The following is a 15,726-nucleotide window of genomic DNA, read 5'->3' as shown; positions in this document are numbered from 1 at the left end:
GTCATCTGGTTCTAAGGGGGTGGTCGCTCCGCGTGACAGGCTGGCTGCGAAACTGCGGGCGGATCCGCCGCGCAGATCAAAGCAAGCTGGATTTGACATGCCCGACCTCGACCACGACCGCCTGAAGACCCTGGAACGTGCGTTCGACGCCTTCAATCGCCACGACGGCGCCGGCGTGATGGAGACGATGACCGAAGACATCGTGTTCGATGCCGCGGCCGGATCCGAGATCTGCGGCCGACGGATCAAAGGCGCCGCCGATGTTCGCGCTGCGTTCGAAACCACCTTCGCGATGTTCCCGGACGTGAGCTGGGAGTGCACGCGTCATGCCGTATTCGGCGATCGCGGCGTCTCCGAATGGATCTTTCGCGCGACGACGAAGGATGGCAGCCGGATCGAGGCCGAGGGCTGCGACCTGTTCTGCTTCCGCGGTGACAAGATCTGCAGCAAGAGCGCGTTCCGCAAGGATCGGCCGCAGCAGCCTGCGAAGGCGATCGGAGCGGCCGCGTCATGAACAAGCCGTTCAAGACGCCGCTCGCCGCCTACGATCCACACTACGATCCGCTCGTAAGCGACGGCCCCGGCCGCAACCGCGACTACGCCCCAACCTACTGGTCGGCGACGGCCGGCGCGCCGCCGGAGGACGACGGCGCAATCACGCGTGATATCGATACCGAGGTCGCGATCGTAGGTTCCGGCTTTACCGGGCTCGCCTGCGCGGCCTTCCTGGCCCGCGAGCACGGCATCAAGCCGTTGGTGCTCGAAGCCAATCGCGTGGCCTGGGGATGCAGCACACGCAACGGCGGCCAGGGTCAGAATGCCTCCGGCCGCCTGACCCGGTCGCAGTGGATCGAGCGCTGGGGGCTCGACGTCGCGAAACGGCTGCACGCCGAAATCCGCGATGGCTTTGAGACATTCGAAGACATGATCCGGCAAAGCCCGATCGATTGCGAGCCGCAGCGGGGCGGTCACCTCTACATCGCGCACCGCAAGCGCAACCTTGACAAGATCGCCGCCGAAGCCAAAGTCTTGACTGATGTGTTCGGCGAACCTACGCGCGTGATCGGCGTTGATGAGCTCCGCCGCGACTATCTAGACGAAGCCGAAGCGGTCGGCGCGGTTCTGGAGCCGCGCGGCACCGGCGTGCATCCCGCCAAGCTCGCCTTCGGCTATCAGCAGATGGCGCGCGCGGCCGGCGCAAAAATTCATCCGGGCAGCCCGGTGATCGAGATCTCGAACCAGCGCGGCGCATTTCACCTGCGCACGCCGGGCGGAACGGTGAAGGCGCGCGCGGTCGGCATCGCCACCGGCGCCTACACCGCGCCGGGCATGACGCGACTGCTGCGCGGCCGGTGCATGCCGATCCTGTCAAACTCGATCGTGACGCGGCCGCTGACGGCAGCCGAGCTCGAGGCCACGGGCTTCAAGACCAGGCTGGTGCTGACCGACACCCGGGTCCTGCGATTCTACTATCGGCTGTTGCCCGATAACCGCGTGCAGATCGGCAGCCGCTCCGCGATCACGGGGGCGGACGCCGACCATCCAAAGCATCTTCAGCTCCTGATCGACGGGCTGCACCGCAAGTTTCCGGCGCTGCAGGGCATCGAGGTCGACTACTCCTGGTGGGGCTGGGTCGATGTCAGCCATGATATGATGCCGCGGATTTTCAGGCCCGAACCTGGCAGCCGACTGGTCTACGCGCTCGGCTATGGTGGCAACGGCGTATCGTACTCGGCACAGGCGGGGCGCCGTATGGCACAGATGATCGCGGGCCAGGACTTTCAGGGACAGGACCTGCCGATCTTCACTTCGCCTCTACCGACACACACGTTCTCGTCGTTCCGTAGGATCGGCCAGCGCATGTTGTATCGGTGGTACCAACTGCGTGACGAAGCCGCCTAGGCCGGGAGGTCTGAAGACCCCGACACGAAACCGTTCAGATTGCGCTGGTGCGATCGGGCGAACGCATCGGCGGAGTCGTCCAGCGCAACATCGGGGACGGCGGCGGTTGTCAGGTCGGCATGCAGGCGATCGACCTCATGACCAGCCGCGAAATTTCGATTCGCCAGCCGCTCGGCTCAGGCGCGATGGCTTGCAAACTGGACGCCGCGGGACTGGCCGAAGCGGCAGTTGCCGTCACCCGCGCGATCGCGGCGGACGTCGATCTCGTCGTGATCAACAAGTTCTCCAAGCAGGAGGCGGCCGGCGAAGGCCTGCGCGACGAGCGCAGACTTGCGGAATCGAGACGCTCCCAATTCAGCCTAGGGCGCTTAGGGATAAATACCGACATCGGCGGCAGCATGCGCCCCCGAACTGGGGACAGTCGATGATCTCTCGGCTCACACATCTGGCGAAATATCTTTCGGCCGGAGATGTCTCTCAGGGCGCCACCAGTTTCTTGCGGATGGCGTAACGGACCAGTTCAGCGGTCGAGGACATTCCCAGCTTGCGCATCGCGGAAGCGCGATGGGTCTCGACGGTCTTCACGCTCAACTGCAAAATGGAGCTTATGGACCTGTTGGTATGTCCTTCCGCTATCAGTTGGACTACGCTCTGCTCGCGCGAGGTGAGCAGCATATCCGACTTGTTTAGCTTGTTGAGCTGGTAGTCGTGGAGTAATTTCTCCAGCAACACGCTCGTGAAATAGGGCCTGCGATCCAGCAGCGCTTCGACGGCGGACAGCAGGTGTTTCCTCGCATCCGATTTGAACAAGAAGCCACGAACACCAGCCAGAATGGCTTCGGTCAGCAGCTCTTCGTTTTCATGCATCGTCAGAATCAGAACTTCGCTGCGTAAGCGAAGTGACTTCAATCGGCGACTGACCTCCAGACCGTTCATAAGGGGCATCGAATAGTCGACGATCACGACGTCCGGCTTTGTCTCCAGAGCCAATGCGACGGCCTGCTCACCATTCGTTGCTTCACCGACAACGATCCAGTCAGAACGCGTATCGATGATCGCGCGCAGCCCTGAACGCACGATTTCATGATCATCCGCAATCAAGATGCGCTTCACGGCATCGTTCTCCTATCCGACCGCAATCGGCGGAGATCATCGGCAGCAGAACAGTCGAGCGATCATACAGATCGCGGGCTGAAGCATTATCCTATAAAACCCCCAGATGGCCGAGCGATTTTACCGACGCCGCCTCGGCCCACCCAACCCCAGGAAGGCATTGTCATGCCTCGACCAGCTGCGCGCGGACGGCGTATCGTACCAGCCCCGCGGTCGAGCTCACGTCCAGCTTGCGCATCGCGGCGGCGCGATGAGCTTCAGTGGTCTTGACGCTGAGGTTGAGGATCGCGCTGATGCCCTTGTTGCTGTAGCCTTCCGCAACCAGCTTGACGACGATCTGCTCGCGCGGAGTGAGGCCCGGATGCCGTTCTGCAATGCAGCCTGATCCGCCGTTCAGTTCGTTTCGACATCTTTCGGTACAGAACTGCTTGTGCGCCAGAAGGGCATCGACGGCCGTCATCAGCAATCTGCTTGCGTCCGATTTCACCAGGAAAGCGCGCGCGCCCGCCTCGAATGCTTGTTGGGCGAGTAGACCGGAGTTGTGGACCGTGAAAATCAGAACCTCGGTTTGCAGCGGGTATTCCCTGATTCGCCGCGCGACCTCCAGTCCGGTCATTCGCGGCATGGAAAAATCGACGATTGCCACGTGAGGTCGACTCTCGATCGCCGCTGTCAGCGCCTTGCTGCCGTCGTTCGCCTCGGCGACTACTTCCCAATCCGCTCGTTGTTTTAGCACCGCACGCAAGCCCGACCGCACCGCTTCGTGATCGTCTGCTATGAGAATACGCTTCATGGCGAGCACTCCAGTCGCTACTCGGCGGCTAGGGCCGAAACGAACTCGTTTCCGCCTGCCGCCGGTGATCAGTGCTTTTCTTCTCGATGCGTGCCTGCGGGGGACCTCATGACAGTGGCGTCCCTTCGCCGGTTTCTCTCCTGACCGATGCAAGCGGAAAGACTGCGCACAGAACGGTACCGGAATGATGCGGATCCGAGCGGATCTCCAGTGAACCTCCTATCTGCTCAAGTCTTGCTCTCATGGCTGGAATTCCAACGCCGGTCGATATCGGCTGGTTCGTGGGGCCAACCTGAAGCCCACGCCCATTGTCGCTGACGGTTAGCCGAAAATGGCTGCCGGTCCCCTTGATGACGATGCTCACTTGCGTCGCCTTTGCATGGCGGAATACGTTCGTGAGCGCTTCTTGAACGACCCGAAGCAATGAGCGCTGGTTTTCGTAGGGCAGTCGGTCGACGCCAGCCACGATCCTCGTCGTGATCCGCAAGGACGTGCGCCTCGCGAATCCATCGGCATAGTGCTCGATCGTGGCCTTGAGCCCGTCGCCTGTCAGATTTTGCGGGTGCAGCAGGTAGGCAAAAGCGCGGATCTCCCTGAGCGCCGCGTCGATCGACGCGTCGATCTCATCGCAAAGGCGCCCGGCCCCGACCGGGTCGCCCATGCCCTGTCGGAATCGCATCATGCCAAGACTTGCGGCAATCAGATGCTGACAAGTCGAGTCATGCAGATCAGACGCAATCCTTTGCTGGATATCTTCCTGAATGGACAGCAAATTGACGCTCTCCTGCGCAAGCGAGCGTTCAGCAGCGTTATGGAAAGGTCCTTTGCCCACGATACGATGGCTGCCGATCAACCGGACCGCACCATCGGCTACGGCATCCATGATCGGAACAACGGTAGTTTCCATGTTCTGACGCTCGCCGCCAAACGCAAGGGAGTGGCGAATCCTGACCTCTGTTCCTTCTGCGAGACACGCGCGGAGAGCTTCGCTGACGGCTTTGGCGTCGTGGCTGTTGAGGCAATTAGAGATCTTCATCTCCCGGACATCTTCAGACGAAATGCCGAGACGAAGCTCGAATGCCGGATTAATTCCCTCGTACACGAAGTGCCCTCGAAACGAAGGACGGGCTGCAAAAAGAAGATCGGGTGAGAACACCCAGTACCGGCGTTCGCCGGTTTCTTCCGAGCCAAGTCGCAACCACCTTCTGGCGCTGGTTCCACTCGACTCACAGGCGGGCGAGCTATGTAGCTTCACGGTACGCACCACTATTCACCGGTGACGCCCGACATTGAAGCTCAACATATTGAAGCTCAATATATCGAGGCCGAACATCAGGGGTCTCCTCCCTGCCCCGCCGGCGAGGTATCAATGGATCAGGCGACGCGCCGTTGGGGTAGGCAGAGTATACACCGTCAGATTGCTCACACCACCAGGTAGTGTTGCTGACGGAATAAAATCTTGCATCGGTGAGACGACATCGGGCGGATCGGATGAGCGGGTTTTTGCCAGATTATCCCGCTGCAATTCAAATAAGGAGCAACAGATACTCAAGCGCAGCAAACAGCTTTCATGATGGCGTCGAGGCGATCGCACCATGGCTGAGTCACGGTGTGTTAGCGGCTCACATCGCCGCTCGTGTTCGGCTTGTTCTTCCTTCTTTTCGTCGCGTTTGGAGCTCCCTCTTGCGGCGGGGCGATCACCAGCGGATGAGACGGCATCCGCAGCCGTTGAGTGCCGGCATCGTCCCTGAGGGCGTCCGTATCCAGACGTTGGCTTCGGTCCACAGAGTCGCGCGGGTCCGCAGTTGCGGCGGATGCTGCCGTCAAACCGACAATGACCCCGATCAGCACCCAAGCACGCCTCAACATCATCTTGTAGACCTCTCAAAAGGCGAAGTCGAGACGGGGACCGATCCTGAGATCCCTGTAGCGCCGCACCATGACGTTCGATTCTCGTGCCTCGTACAGCACAGTGGTTGTAAGCGAAACGTTGCTGGCAAAGCTATACTTCAGGCCAATATCCGCGGAGTAGATTTGATCTTGCCGACCCCTGTTCAGCCCGTCGGTGAACCAGAAGGCTTCGAACAACGGCGTGCTCACGATCGACCATTTTGGATCGAGTTTGACTTCTATGCCGAGCAAGGCATCGAAGCGCCAGCGACGGGCTTCCGCAAGGTCGGAAAATCGGTAGGTCAGGAGCAGGAGCGGTGAGAGCGTCACATTGTTGACGCGGAAGTCGCGCGCCACCGAGCCCATCACGTCGTCTGAGGTGAAAGCGAGATCGCGATAGATGCCGTCGAAATCGTATCGGTGCTCGTAGATGGCGGAGAAGCGCCAGCCGTCCCAATTCTCCGTCAGGCGCGCTCCCATCCGCGCCACTGCGGCATTGCCGTCTTTCTCTCTCGAAAAGGCGTCATATTGTGCGCGTGCATAGAGCCGGTACGACAGGTCATTTGTGAGGTTCCCATCCAGCCTGACGCTGACGTCGGGTTCGTAGAAGAAATCCGACCTGCGGTTGTCCCGGCTGAACAAGGCATTATCAGTGAAATTCGGCGTGACCGAGCCGACCACGCTCCAGGACGGAGTGGAATAATACGGGACAGGGCTGCTCGCCTTCAGTTCGGTGAGATCGACGTCCGCTGCCCAAGCAGTGCCGGTTCCCAACACCCCCACGGCCGACAAAAGAGCTCTCGATCCGCGCATGATGTTCCTCGATGGCTTTGCGTGCACCAGGAATCGCCTCAGCCTGGGCGACGATTGTGGCGTGTTAGTGGTATGATTCAAAATCAGTGATTGAATCGATCGATCGCCATTTCGTAAATTGCCGAAAGGTTCTCCCTCGCCGCCGCGGAAGAAGCGCATGGAGCCAACGCTGCGCTTGCGATCGACCGCGCAGGTACAAGAGGGGCCAGAGCGGCGCTCCGCCCATAAACGCCGGCTTCACGACCGAACCCGGTCGATCCGCACGGTCTAGTAGTCCGCCGCATCCCTGATAATCGGACAGGTCATGCAATGACCGCCTCCCCGGCCCCGCCCGAGCTCTGCCCCGACGATGGTGATCACCTCGATCCCTTCCTTGCGCAGCAAGGTGTTGGTGTAGGTGTTGCGGTCATAGGCGAACACCACGCCTGGGGAGGCGCAAACCAGATTGGCGCCGCTGTCCCACTGCGTTCGTTCCCGCATGTAGGCGTTGCCCCCGGTCTCGATGACACGCATCTTCTTCAGGCCAAGGGCTTCAGCCACGACATCCACGAAAGGCTTTTCATCCCTGCGCAGGTCGAGGCCGGCCGAATTGTCGGCCGGCCGGTAGGAAAAGGCAGCGATGTTGTTGACGATGTCGGGATACAGCAGAACGCAATCCCTGTCAGCGAACGTGAAGACGGTATCGAGATGCATCGCCGCGCGGAGCTTCGGCATCGCAGCAATGATCACACGCTCCGCTGCCTTCTTCTCGAACAAGGCCGCGGCGACCTGGCTGATCGCCTGTCGCGAGGTGCGCTCGCTCAACCCAATCAGCACGTTGCCCTTGCCGATCGGCATCACGTCGCCGCCCTCCAGCGTCGCAAGGCCGTGGTCCCGCGTCGGGTCGCCCCACCAGACATTGACCTTGCCGGCGAAATCCGGATGGAACATGTAGATGGCTGTCGCGAGGATCGGCTCCTCGTGCCGCGCCGGCCAGTAGAGCGAGTTCAGCGTGACCCCGCCGTAGATCCAGCAGGTCGTGTCCCGCGTATACAGCGTGTTGGGAAGCGGCGGCAGCAGATATTCGGTCATGCCGGCGGCCTCGCGCACGAGCTTGAGCATCTCGCCGCCATGGGCGTCCGGGAAGTCATGGGTCGAAACGCCCCCAATCAGCGTTTCAGCCAGATCGCGCGGCTTGAGGCTTTCAAGGTAGCCCCGCAGCTCATCGACGAGGCCGAGGCCGACCTGGTCGGGAACGACCTGGTTGTCGAGAATCCACTTCCTGGCCTCGGGGATCGCGACCGTCTCCGCCAGCAGATTGTGCATCTCGACGACTTCGATACCGCGGTCGCGCATCTTCTGCACGAAGTCGAAGTGATCGCGCTTGGCGTTTTCGACCCACAGCACGTCGTCGAACAGCAGGGTGTCGCAATTGGACGGTGTAAGGCGCTGATGGGCGCGGCCGGGTGAGCAGACCATCACCTTCCGGAGCTGACCGACCTCCGAATGGACCCCGAAGGAAACCGAGCTGTCCGACGCGCGCTTTGCCATGGGAATTCTCCCGGGAGTTGCCTTGCCTAGATGGTGATGTAGCCGGTGGCCAATCCGTGGATCCCGACGGCGGCGCCGACGGCGGCGGCGATGAAGACGAGCCACTCGACTGCCGTAAAGACCCTCGCCTTCTGTTCCAGACGCGCCCAGAAGTAGAGTGCCGTACCGGGCGCGTAGAGGATCAAGGACAGAAGCAGGAACTTCATTCCGGCGGCGTAGATCAGGAACAGCGTGTAGACGACGGCAATTCCGGCGAAGATCATGTCGCGCGTTCTGTCGCTGCCGTCCTTCCCATAGGTCTCGCCCCGCCTGCTGAGCAGAAGCCCATAGGCTGCGACGAGAAAGAACGGAATGAGCGACATCACGCTCGTCAGATTGAGCATCAACGCGAACGCATCCTGCGACCAATAGGTGCTGATGACGAAGAGCTGAACGATCCCATTGGTGAGCCAGAGCGCCGCAGCCGGCACCTTGTTCGCATTTTCCGTGCCGAACAGGGCCGGCATGTCCCTGGTCCGGCCGGCTGCGGAGAGCACTTCGGCGCAGATCAGCGACCAGGCAAGATAGGCCCCCAACACCGACACCAGAAGCCCGACGCTGACGAAGATCGCGCCCCAATGTCCGACGACCGCCTCCAGCACCGTCGCCATCGAAGGCTGCCGCATGCCGGCAATCTCGGCGCGCGGAAGCACGGCATAGGGCAGCATGGTCACGAGCACCATCAGGCTCGTCACGATCGCAAATCCCAGAATGGTCGCAGCGCCAACATGCGCGCGTTCCTTGGCATAGCGTGAATAGACGCTGGCGCCCTCGATGCCGAGGAAGACGAACACGGTGACTAGCATGGTCGCACGAATCTGCTCGAACAAGCCCGTGTCCGGCATACCCTCTCCGCCCCAGAAATTCGTTCGAAACAGGTCCGCCTTGAACCCTATGATCAGGATGACGATGAAGACGATTATCGGCACGATCTTTGCGATCGTCACGATCGTGTTGATCGCGGCCGCCTGCTGCACGCCGCGCAGAATCATGAAATGAAACAGCCAGATTCCGATCGAGGCGACGAGGATCGCGATCACGGTGTTCCCGTCCCCGAAGACCGGGAAGAAAGCGCCCAGCGTCGACTTGATCAGCACCCAATAGGAGACGTTGCCGATGCAGCTGCCTATCCAGTATCCGAATGCCGACAGGAAACCGGGATAGTCGCCAAACCCCTCCTTCGCATAGGCATAGACGCCGGCATCGAGCTCGGGCTTTCGTTCCGCCAGCGCCTGGAACACCCGCGCGAGGGTGTACATGCCGCCGCCCGCGATGCACCAGGCGAAGATGGCTCCGAACGGTCCGGTGGCGATACCAAAGGTTCTCGGCAGCGAGAAGATACCCGAGCCGACCATCGAGCCGACCACCATCGCGGTCAATGCGAACAGCGAGAGCTTCTGGATTGACGGGTTCGCAGTCATGTGAGGACCTCGCGATGAGCGTGCGTTGCATCCCGGTCGATCGACTTGCCCACCGTTTGCACCATGCGCCTTGCGCCGGGCCTGGAATATCGGGTGATTACCTAGTCGAGGATCGGGATTCTCCTCGCCGGTAAAGGAGCGCTCAAGACGGAGCGGAAGCTCCAGCTTGTCCCTTTTCTCCGAACCAGGTCACGTAGAGTGTCGGCAGCAAGACCAGCGTCAGCACGGTCGCGACCAGCAGGCCGCCCATGATCGCGATCGCCATCGGCCCCCAGAACACGGTCGGAGCGATCGGGATCATGCCGAGCACGGTCGATATCGCCGTCAGCATGATGGGACGAAAGCGGGAGCTGCTGGCATCCAGCGCCGCATCCCAGGGGCTCTTGCCCTCCGCGCGCTCCGCATCGATCTGGCCAATCAAGATCACGGCGTTCTTGCTGATCATGCCGAGCAAGGCGAGAACGCCAAGAATGGTTACGAAGCCCATCGGCCTGCCGGAAAGCAGAAGCGCAGCGACAACACCGATCATGCCGAGCGGCGCCACGCTCACGACCATCAACAGCCGCGGAAAGCTCTGCAACTGGATCATCAGGATTGTGAACATGACGAACAGCATCATGGGAACCACGGCGAGCACGGACGACTGCGATGTCCGGCTTTCTTCCACGGTCCCGCCAACTGCCACATCGTACGATGCAGGCAACGCCTTCTTCAGCTTTCCGATCGCGGGCGAGAGAGCCTCCACCACCGTGTCAGGCAGCGCTCCACCGCCGATGTCGGCGCGCACGGTGAGGGTCGGAATGCGGTCGCGCCGCCAGATCAGCGGATTCTCCTGGTAATATCCAAAACTCGCGAACTGGCTGAGCGATACCGTCCTTCCACCAGGCAGCGGCACCTGAAGCGTACGCAGGCCGGATATCGAGATGCGCTGTTCATCGACGGCCCGGACCATGACGTCGACCAGATAGATGTCGTCGCGAACCTGGGTAACGACCGCCCCGGATATCACGGTGTTCAGCACGCTCGATAGGGCTTCCGAGCTCAGTCCGAGACGGCGCACCTCATTCTGATCGACGTAAATGCGCAGCTGCCGCTCCGGCTCCATCCAATCGAAGTTGACGCCCTTGGTCCTGGGTTCGGAGGCCAGGATCTGTGCGAGCTCAAGCGCAATCTCACGCACCTGCTCGACATCCGGTCCGCTCACGCGATATTGCAGCGGCCATCCGACCGGGGGGCCGAGGCCGAGCGGCGAAACCGAGGCGACTGCCGCCGGAAACTCCTCGGCAAGAAGCCGTTCCAATTTCACGTGCAGGCGCTCGCGCGCGGCGACGTCCTTTGCCACGACGACCGCTTGCGTGAACGACTCGTTCGGAAGCTCCACGCTGAGCGGCAGATAGAATCGGATCGCTCCACGCCCGACATTGGTGCTCCAATGGTGGACATCCGGATCGCCCGCCAACGCGGCATCCAGCCGCTTCGCTGCCGTCTCGCTCGCGAAGATCGAGGCATTCTGCGGCAGGCCGAGATCCACCAGCAATTCGGGCCGATCCGATGATGGAAAGAACTGCCGCGGAATCAGCGGAAACGCGACAATCGACACGATGAAGAGTGCCAGCGAGAACGCGATTGTCAGCCATTTGGCGCGCATCGCTGCGGTAAGAACGCGCCGATAAAGGCGAAACATCCTGCCGGCCTCCGCCGCGACCTTCTGTTTCGGTGGAACGAGAATGATCACACCCAGCAATGGCGTGAAGATCACGGCTACCAGCCACGACACCAGGAGCGCGATCGCGACCACCGCAAACAGCGAGAACGTATATTCGCCGGCGGAACTCGCGGCAAAGCCGACCGGGATGAATCCGGCGATCGTCACCAGCGTTCCCGCGAGCATGGCAAAGGCATGGCTGCGGTAGGCGAATGTCGCCGCGTCGACCTTGCTGTCGCCTTGCGCCAGGCGATTCAGTGTCGCGTCCGTGGTCGTCATCGCATCGTCGACCAGCAGCGCGAGTGCGATGATCAGTGCTCCCAGCGATATCCGTTGCATGTCGATGCGGGCCATCTCCATGATCGGAAACACGATGGCCAGGGTCAACGGGATGGCCAGCGCGATTATGAGGCCCGGGCGGATTCCGAGGCTGATGAAGCTGACCACCATGATGATGGCGATCGCCTGCAGCAGCGAGGTCATGAATTCGCCGATCGCGCTGCCGACCACGACGGCCTGGTCGGCGACGAGTGTCGGCTCGATTCCGATCGGCAGATCGGCCGTGATCTGCGCCATCGCCCTCTTGATTCTGCGACCGAGCGCGAGAATGTCGCCGCCATCGCGCATTGCGATGGCAAGGCCGATTGCCGACTGACCATTGACCCGAAACATGGGCTGCGGCGGATCTACGTAGCCGCGCCGCACCTGCGCGATGTCACTCAGGCGGAGGGTGCGACCGCCGGCGACAAAATTGACCCCAGCGAGGTCCCGCTCGGATTCGAAGCCGCCGGACACTCGAACGGAAATGGTCTCCTGGCCGGTCTGGATCACACCCGCGGGACGAACGATGTTCTGCGATCGTAGCGCGGCGAGCAGAGCGGCCCGATCGACGCCGACGGTCGCGAGTTCCTGCTTGGAGAACTCGACGAAGATCACCTCGTCTTGTGCGCCCAGCAGTTCGATCTTCGATACGTCCGGGATCTGGAGCAGTCGCGAGCGGATCTCCTCGACGTGATCACGCAACTCCCGCTGGGTAAAGCCGTCGCTGGTAAAGCCATAGATGATCCCGAAGGTGTCACCGAAATCATCGTTGAAGCCGGGGCCGACGACTCCCGCCGGCAGCGTGTGGCGCATGTCACCGACCCTCTTTCTCACCTCGTACCAGGTATCGGCGACCTGCCTTGCGTTGGCGCTTCCCTTCAAGTTGACGAAAATCGTCACCAGGCCCGCCCGGGTGAAGCTGCGCAGGAAGTCCAGATGCGGCGTCTCCTGCAATCGACGCTCCAGCCGCTCCGTCACCTGCTTCATGGTCTCTTCGGCCGTTGCGCCGGGCCAGGCCGCCTGAACGACCATCGTCTTGATGGTGAACGCTGGATCCTCGTTCCGGCCGAGGCGGAAATAGGCGAGATAGCCGGTGATCACGGCAACCAACATGGCGTAGACCACCACTGAGCGATGCTTTAGCGCCCATTCGGAAAGGTTGAGCCCGCTCATGGCGCCGCCCCGAGCACGCGCACCTTCTGGCCGGAATGAAGCGCCTGAACCCCAGCGGTGACTATGATTTCCCCTGCGTCCAATCCCTGCGAGATGATGACGTCGGCCTGGTCGAAACGCAGAATGTCGACGTTCCGCGCCGACACGACGTTTGTCGACGGATCGACGATCCAAACAGCCGGCTGCCGATTGATCCGCGTCAGTGCGGTTGCCGGTATGTCGATCACCGGCCCGGACCCGGTCTCGACACGTCCGCTCACGGTGGCGCCGAGCCGCATCGCTGCGGGGGGATCCGTCAAGCCGACCTTGACCTCAAAGGTGCGGGTGATGGGATCGGCTTGCGCGGCGATTTGACGGATGCGACCTTTTGCGGTCACTGCCGGATCATCAGTCAGACTGACGCTCACCGGCAGATTGGGCGGCGCCGCACGCACGAACTGAGCCGGCACATCGAAGACCGCGTCTCGGCCATCCTGCCGCGCAATCCGCGCAATCGTCTGTCCGGCCTGGACGACCTCTCCGGCGACAGGCCCCTTTTCGGTGATCTTCCCCGGCGCGTCGGCCCGCAATTCGGTGAAGCTGACTTGGTCGTGGGCGGAACTCAACTGAGCTTCGGCCATTTCGACATTTGATTGCGCCGTCTGTTGCGCCTGGGTTGCAGCCTCGAAATTGGCGCGCGTTGTCCATCCCTGTGCCAATAGCGTCTGCTGGCGTTCGAAATGATTGCGCGCTTTGGTGAGCTGGCCCTGGGCTGCAGCAAGCGCAGCCTGCGCCTGCCGCTGCGCGCTCAGTTGGTCCTGCGCTTCAAGTTGCGCCAGGAGCTGGCCGGCCTCAACGCGATCACCGAGCCGGATGTCGCTCGATTGCAGCCGTCCGGAAATTCGAAATGCCAGACTCGCCTCGTCTTCGGCTTCGATACGCCCGGAAAACGTGAGGGGCGTCAGTTGCTCCCGCTTCTCGACCGTGATGGTGCGGACGGGACGCGGTGGCGCCGGCAGGGAGTCCGTCGCTGCCTCCCTCTCACAGGCGACCAGCAGCAGCGCAGAAATCCCTGCAACAAGCGTCGTATTCAGAGATCGCAGCCGCATAAATCTACCCATCCGCGCTGCTGACGATTTTGCGGAGAATTCATCCCGCTTGTATCGGTAAATCTACTGAGCATCTGCGGGTGCAATCGTGACCGACCAATCCGGCGTCGCGGCCGCGAAGATTCCCGCAGCGGAGGTCAGGCGATCACCCGATATCCGACGTACGCAGACAGTGCATAAAGCTGTAGTTGCGGCCGTTGCTGGGCGTGCGATGCATTCGCCAAAGCAGCGGCTGGTCTGACGAGCCCGCGATCCGGGCTTCACGTGATAGACTCAATGACAGGAGAAACCGAGATGAGAAAGCTGGCTTTGTTGTCCACCGCCGTTTTCATTCTGCTCAGTGCCATGGGTTCGTGGACGCCAGGACAAGCGCAGGATCTGGCGTGGTGCAGAAAGTTCAAGGGAGCACTGACCTGCATGTACGACACGCGAGCCCAGTGCCGAGCGTCGGTGAGCGGGCGGCAGGGCACCTGCGTCCCAAACCCGCGCCGCTAAAGGCGGCAATTGATGGCCGAGGTATCATTGATTGGGCGGCGCAAGCGATTTCATCGTGCGCCACCCCTTCGGTACGCAACCATCAGCGTTCCATCTCTCATCGGGACATTCCCCACCGAGGCCGAGGGTTTTCTCCGATCCCCCGAGGTAGCGCTCGCGCGGTAGATTCCTCGGGTTCCCTTGCTATTCTCCAACGGGAGGTCTTCATGTCCGATCTGGTCGCCATCGTATATCCATCAGAGGCGAAAGCCGAAGAGGTGCGTCAGCGATTGCTCAAGCTGCAGAAGGAATATCTGATCACGATCAACGACGCCGTGATCGCGGTAAAGACGGACCAGGGCAGCATCAAGCTCAATCAACTCGTCAACACGACCGCGATGGGCGCGGTGACGGGGAGCTTCTGGGGCCTGTTGATCGGTGTTCTCTTTCTCAATCCGATCCTCGGAGTTGCCGTAGGCGCCGCGTCGGGTGCGCTTGGCGGCGCTCTTTCGGACGTTGGCATCGACGATGCCTTCATGAAGAGCCTCTCCGGCAACCTCCAGCCCGGCAACGCCGCCCTGTTCGTCCTGATCAAGCACATGACTGCGGACAAGGTGATCAAGGAGATCAAGGACGCGGGTGGCGTCGTGCTCAAGACCTCTCTCGACGAGACGAAGGAAAAGGCGTTGCGCGACGCCCTCGCCAGCACGGTGGAGCAGCCGGCGGCCTGAGCCGCCGCCTTCCTCTCAACGGCGGCCGCCCGCAAGACGCAGCAGCATCAGGAACAAGTTCAGGAAATTAAGGTAGAGCGACAGCGCGGCGACAACCGACTTCCGCCCCGAAGCGGTTTGATCATCCGTGCTGTTGTACCTGGCCTTGATCCGCTGCGTATCATAGGCCGTCAACCCGGCGAACACGCCGACCCCCACGATCGAGATCAGCCAGTCGAGCGCGGTCGACCACAGGAACAGGTTAACGACGCTGGCGATGATGATGCCGATCAGTCCCATGAACAGGAAGGTACCCAATCCCGAAAGATCGCGTCGCGTCGTGTAGCCGAAGACACTGAGCGCCCCGAACATTGCAGCCGCGATGACGAAGACGCGGGTGATCGACGAGCTTGTGTAGATGTGCAGCAGGATCGAGAGCGAGATGCCGACCAGCACGGCATAGAGGAAGAACAACAGTCGCGCGGTCGGTACCGACAATGTATCGATGCGCGAGCCGAGGAAGAATACCAATCCAAGCGGCGCCAGGATGAAGACCCACATCAGCGGACTCTGCAGCAGCGCGGGACCGGTGGCCTGATAGGTCAGGCCGGCGGCGACGGCGGTCAAGGCGACACCCGCGGCCATATAGCCGTAGATCCGCAACATGTACTGGCGCAGTCCGGCATCCACGGCGACCCGGCCGCTGTCGACGTCTGCCGCCGCCAGATTCTGATCGAGATTCGACATCGCATCC

13 protein-coding genes and 1 pseudogene are annotated in these 15,726 nt (G+C 61.5%); 5 read left to right on the top strand and 9 right to left on the bottom strand.

Going from position 1 to position 15,726, the window contains the following annotated elements; all coding sequences use genetic code 11:
• The first annotated feature begins 97 nt into the window (after positions 1–97).
• The 3 genes and pseudogenes from XH87_RS01875 to XH87_RS01865 form a co-directional block, all read left to right on the top strand.
• Positions 98–514, top strand: coding sequence for a nuclear transport factor 2 family protein (locus XH87_RS01875; RefSeq protein WP_271586568.1), 417 nt, complete (start codon positions 98–100; stop codon positions 512–514).
• Positions 511–1,902 (top strand): NAD(P)/FAD-dependent oxidoreductase, encoded by a 1,392-nt coding sequence (locus XH87_RS01870; RefSeq protein WP_271585959.1) that lies wholly within the window; start codon positions 511–513, stop codon positions 1,900–1,902. Before XH87_RS01875 ends, XH87_RS01870 begins: the two co-directional genes overlap by 4 nt.
• Before the next feature lie 47 nt (positions 1,903–1,949).
• A pseudogene (locus tag XH87_RS01865) lies at positions 1,950–2,225 on the top strand (DUF2478 domain-containing protein); the annotation flags it as partial.
• A gap of 154 nt (positions 2,226–2,379) precedes the next feature.
• Here the strand turns inward: XH87_RS01865 and XH87_RS01860 are convergent.
• The 8 genes from XH87_RS01860 to XH87_RS01825 all read right to left on the bottom strand — a co-directional run bounded on the left by XH87_RS01860 (position 2,380) and on the right by XH87_RS01825 (position 13,788).
• On the bottom strand, positions 2,380–3,015 hold the full coding sequence (locus XH87_RS01860; protein ID WP_271585958.1) for a response regulator transcription factor: 636 nt from the start codon (positions 3,013–3,015) through the stop codon (positions 2,380–2,382).
• A 163-nt stretch (positions 3,016–3,178) separates the two neighbouring features.
• Complete coding sequence (locus XH87_RS01855; RefSeq protein ID WP_271585957.1) at positions 3,179–3,808, bottom strand: response regulator; 630 nt, start codon at positions 3,806–3,808, stop codon at positions 3,179–3,181.
• A 106-nt stretch (positions 3,809–3,914) separates the two neighbouring features.
• Positions 3,915–5,072, bottom strand: a complete 1,158-nt coding sequence (locus XH87_RS01850) for a sensor histidine kinase (protein WP_271585956.1) — start codon at positions 5,070–5,072, stop codon at positions 3,915–3,917.
• A 620-nt stretch (positions 5,073–5,692) separates the two neighbouring features.
• The gene (locus XH87_RS01845; RefSeq protein WP_271585955.1) at positions 5,693–6,511 is read right to left on the bottom strand and encodes a hypothetical protein; all 819 of its coding nucleotides are present in this window, start codon (positions 6,509–6,511) and stop codon (positions 5,693–5,695) included.
• Positions 6,512–6,778: 267 nt separating this feature from the next.
• Positions 6,779–8,041, bottom strand: coding sequence for an arginine deiminase (gene arcA / locus XH87_RS01840; protein WP_271585954.1), 1,263 nt, complete (start codon positions 8,039–8,041; stop codon positions 6,779–6,781).
• A 26-nt stretch (positions 8,042–8,067) separates the two neighbouring features.
• Positions 8,068–9,501: a basic amino acid/polyamine antiporter gene (locus tag XH87_RS01835; RefSeq protein WP_271585953.1), complete on the bottom strand. Its 1,434-nt coding sequence runs from the start codon at positions 9,499–9,501 to the stop codon at positions 8,068–8,070.
• A 142-nt stretch (positions 9,502–9,643) separates the two neighbouring features.
• On the bottom strand, positions 9,644–12,700 hold the full coding sequence (locus XH87_RS01830) for an efflux RND transporter permease subunit (protein ID WP_271585952.1): 3,057 nt from the start codon (positions 12,698–12,700) through the stop codon (positions 9,644–9,646).
• Complete coding sequence (locus XH87_RS01825) at positions 12,697–13,788, bottom strand: efflux RND transporter periplasmic adaptor subunit (protein ID WP_271585951.1); 1,092 nt, start codon at positions 13,786–13,788, stop codon at positions 12,697–12,699. Before XH87_RS01825 ends, XH87_RS01830 begins: the two co-directional genes overlap by 4 nt.
• A 276-nt stretch (positions 13,789–14,064) precedes the next feature.
• On the opposite strand from XH87_RS01825, the gene XH87_RS36700 reads away from it, so the two are divergent.
• Both XH87_RS36700 and XH87_RS01820 read left to right on the top strand, forming a co-directional pair.
• Positions 14,065–14,283, top strand: a complete 219-nt coding sequence (locus XH87_RS36700; protein WP_442868231.1) for a DUF3551 domain-containing protein — start codon at positions 14,065–14,067, stop codon at positions 14,281–14,283.
• A gap of 206 nt (positions 14,284–14,489) precedes the next feature.
• Positions 14,490–14,993, top strand: a complete 504-nt coding sequence (locus XH87_RS01820) for a DUF1269 domain-containing protein (RefSeq protein ID WP_158670325.1) — start codon at positions 14,490–14,492, stop codon at positions 14,991–14,993.
• A 15-nt stretch (positions 14,994–15,008) separates the two neighbouring features.
• On the opposite strand, the gene XH87_RS01815 is transcribed toward XH87_RS01820, so the two are convergent.
• Positions 15,009–15,719: a Bax inhibitor-1/YccA family protein gene (locus XH87_RS01815; protein ID WP_271585950.1), complete on the bottom strand. Its 711-nt coding sequence runs from the start codon at positions 15,717–15,719 to the stop codon at positions 15,009–15,011.
• Positions 15,720–15,726: the final 7 nt, after the last annotated feature.

The sequence above is a fragment of the Bradyrhizobium sp. CCBAU 53415 genome (assembly GCF_028128735.1).
GTDB lineage: Bacteria > Pseudomonadota > Alphaproteobacteria > Rhizobiales > Xanthobacteraceae > Bradyrhizobium.
Note: the sequence above shows the minus strand (reverse complement) of the source record. Positions and strands in the feature narration are given on the sequence as shown.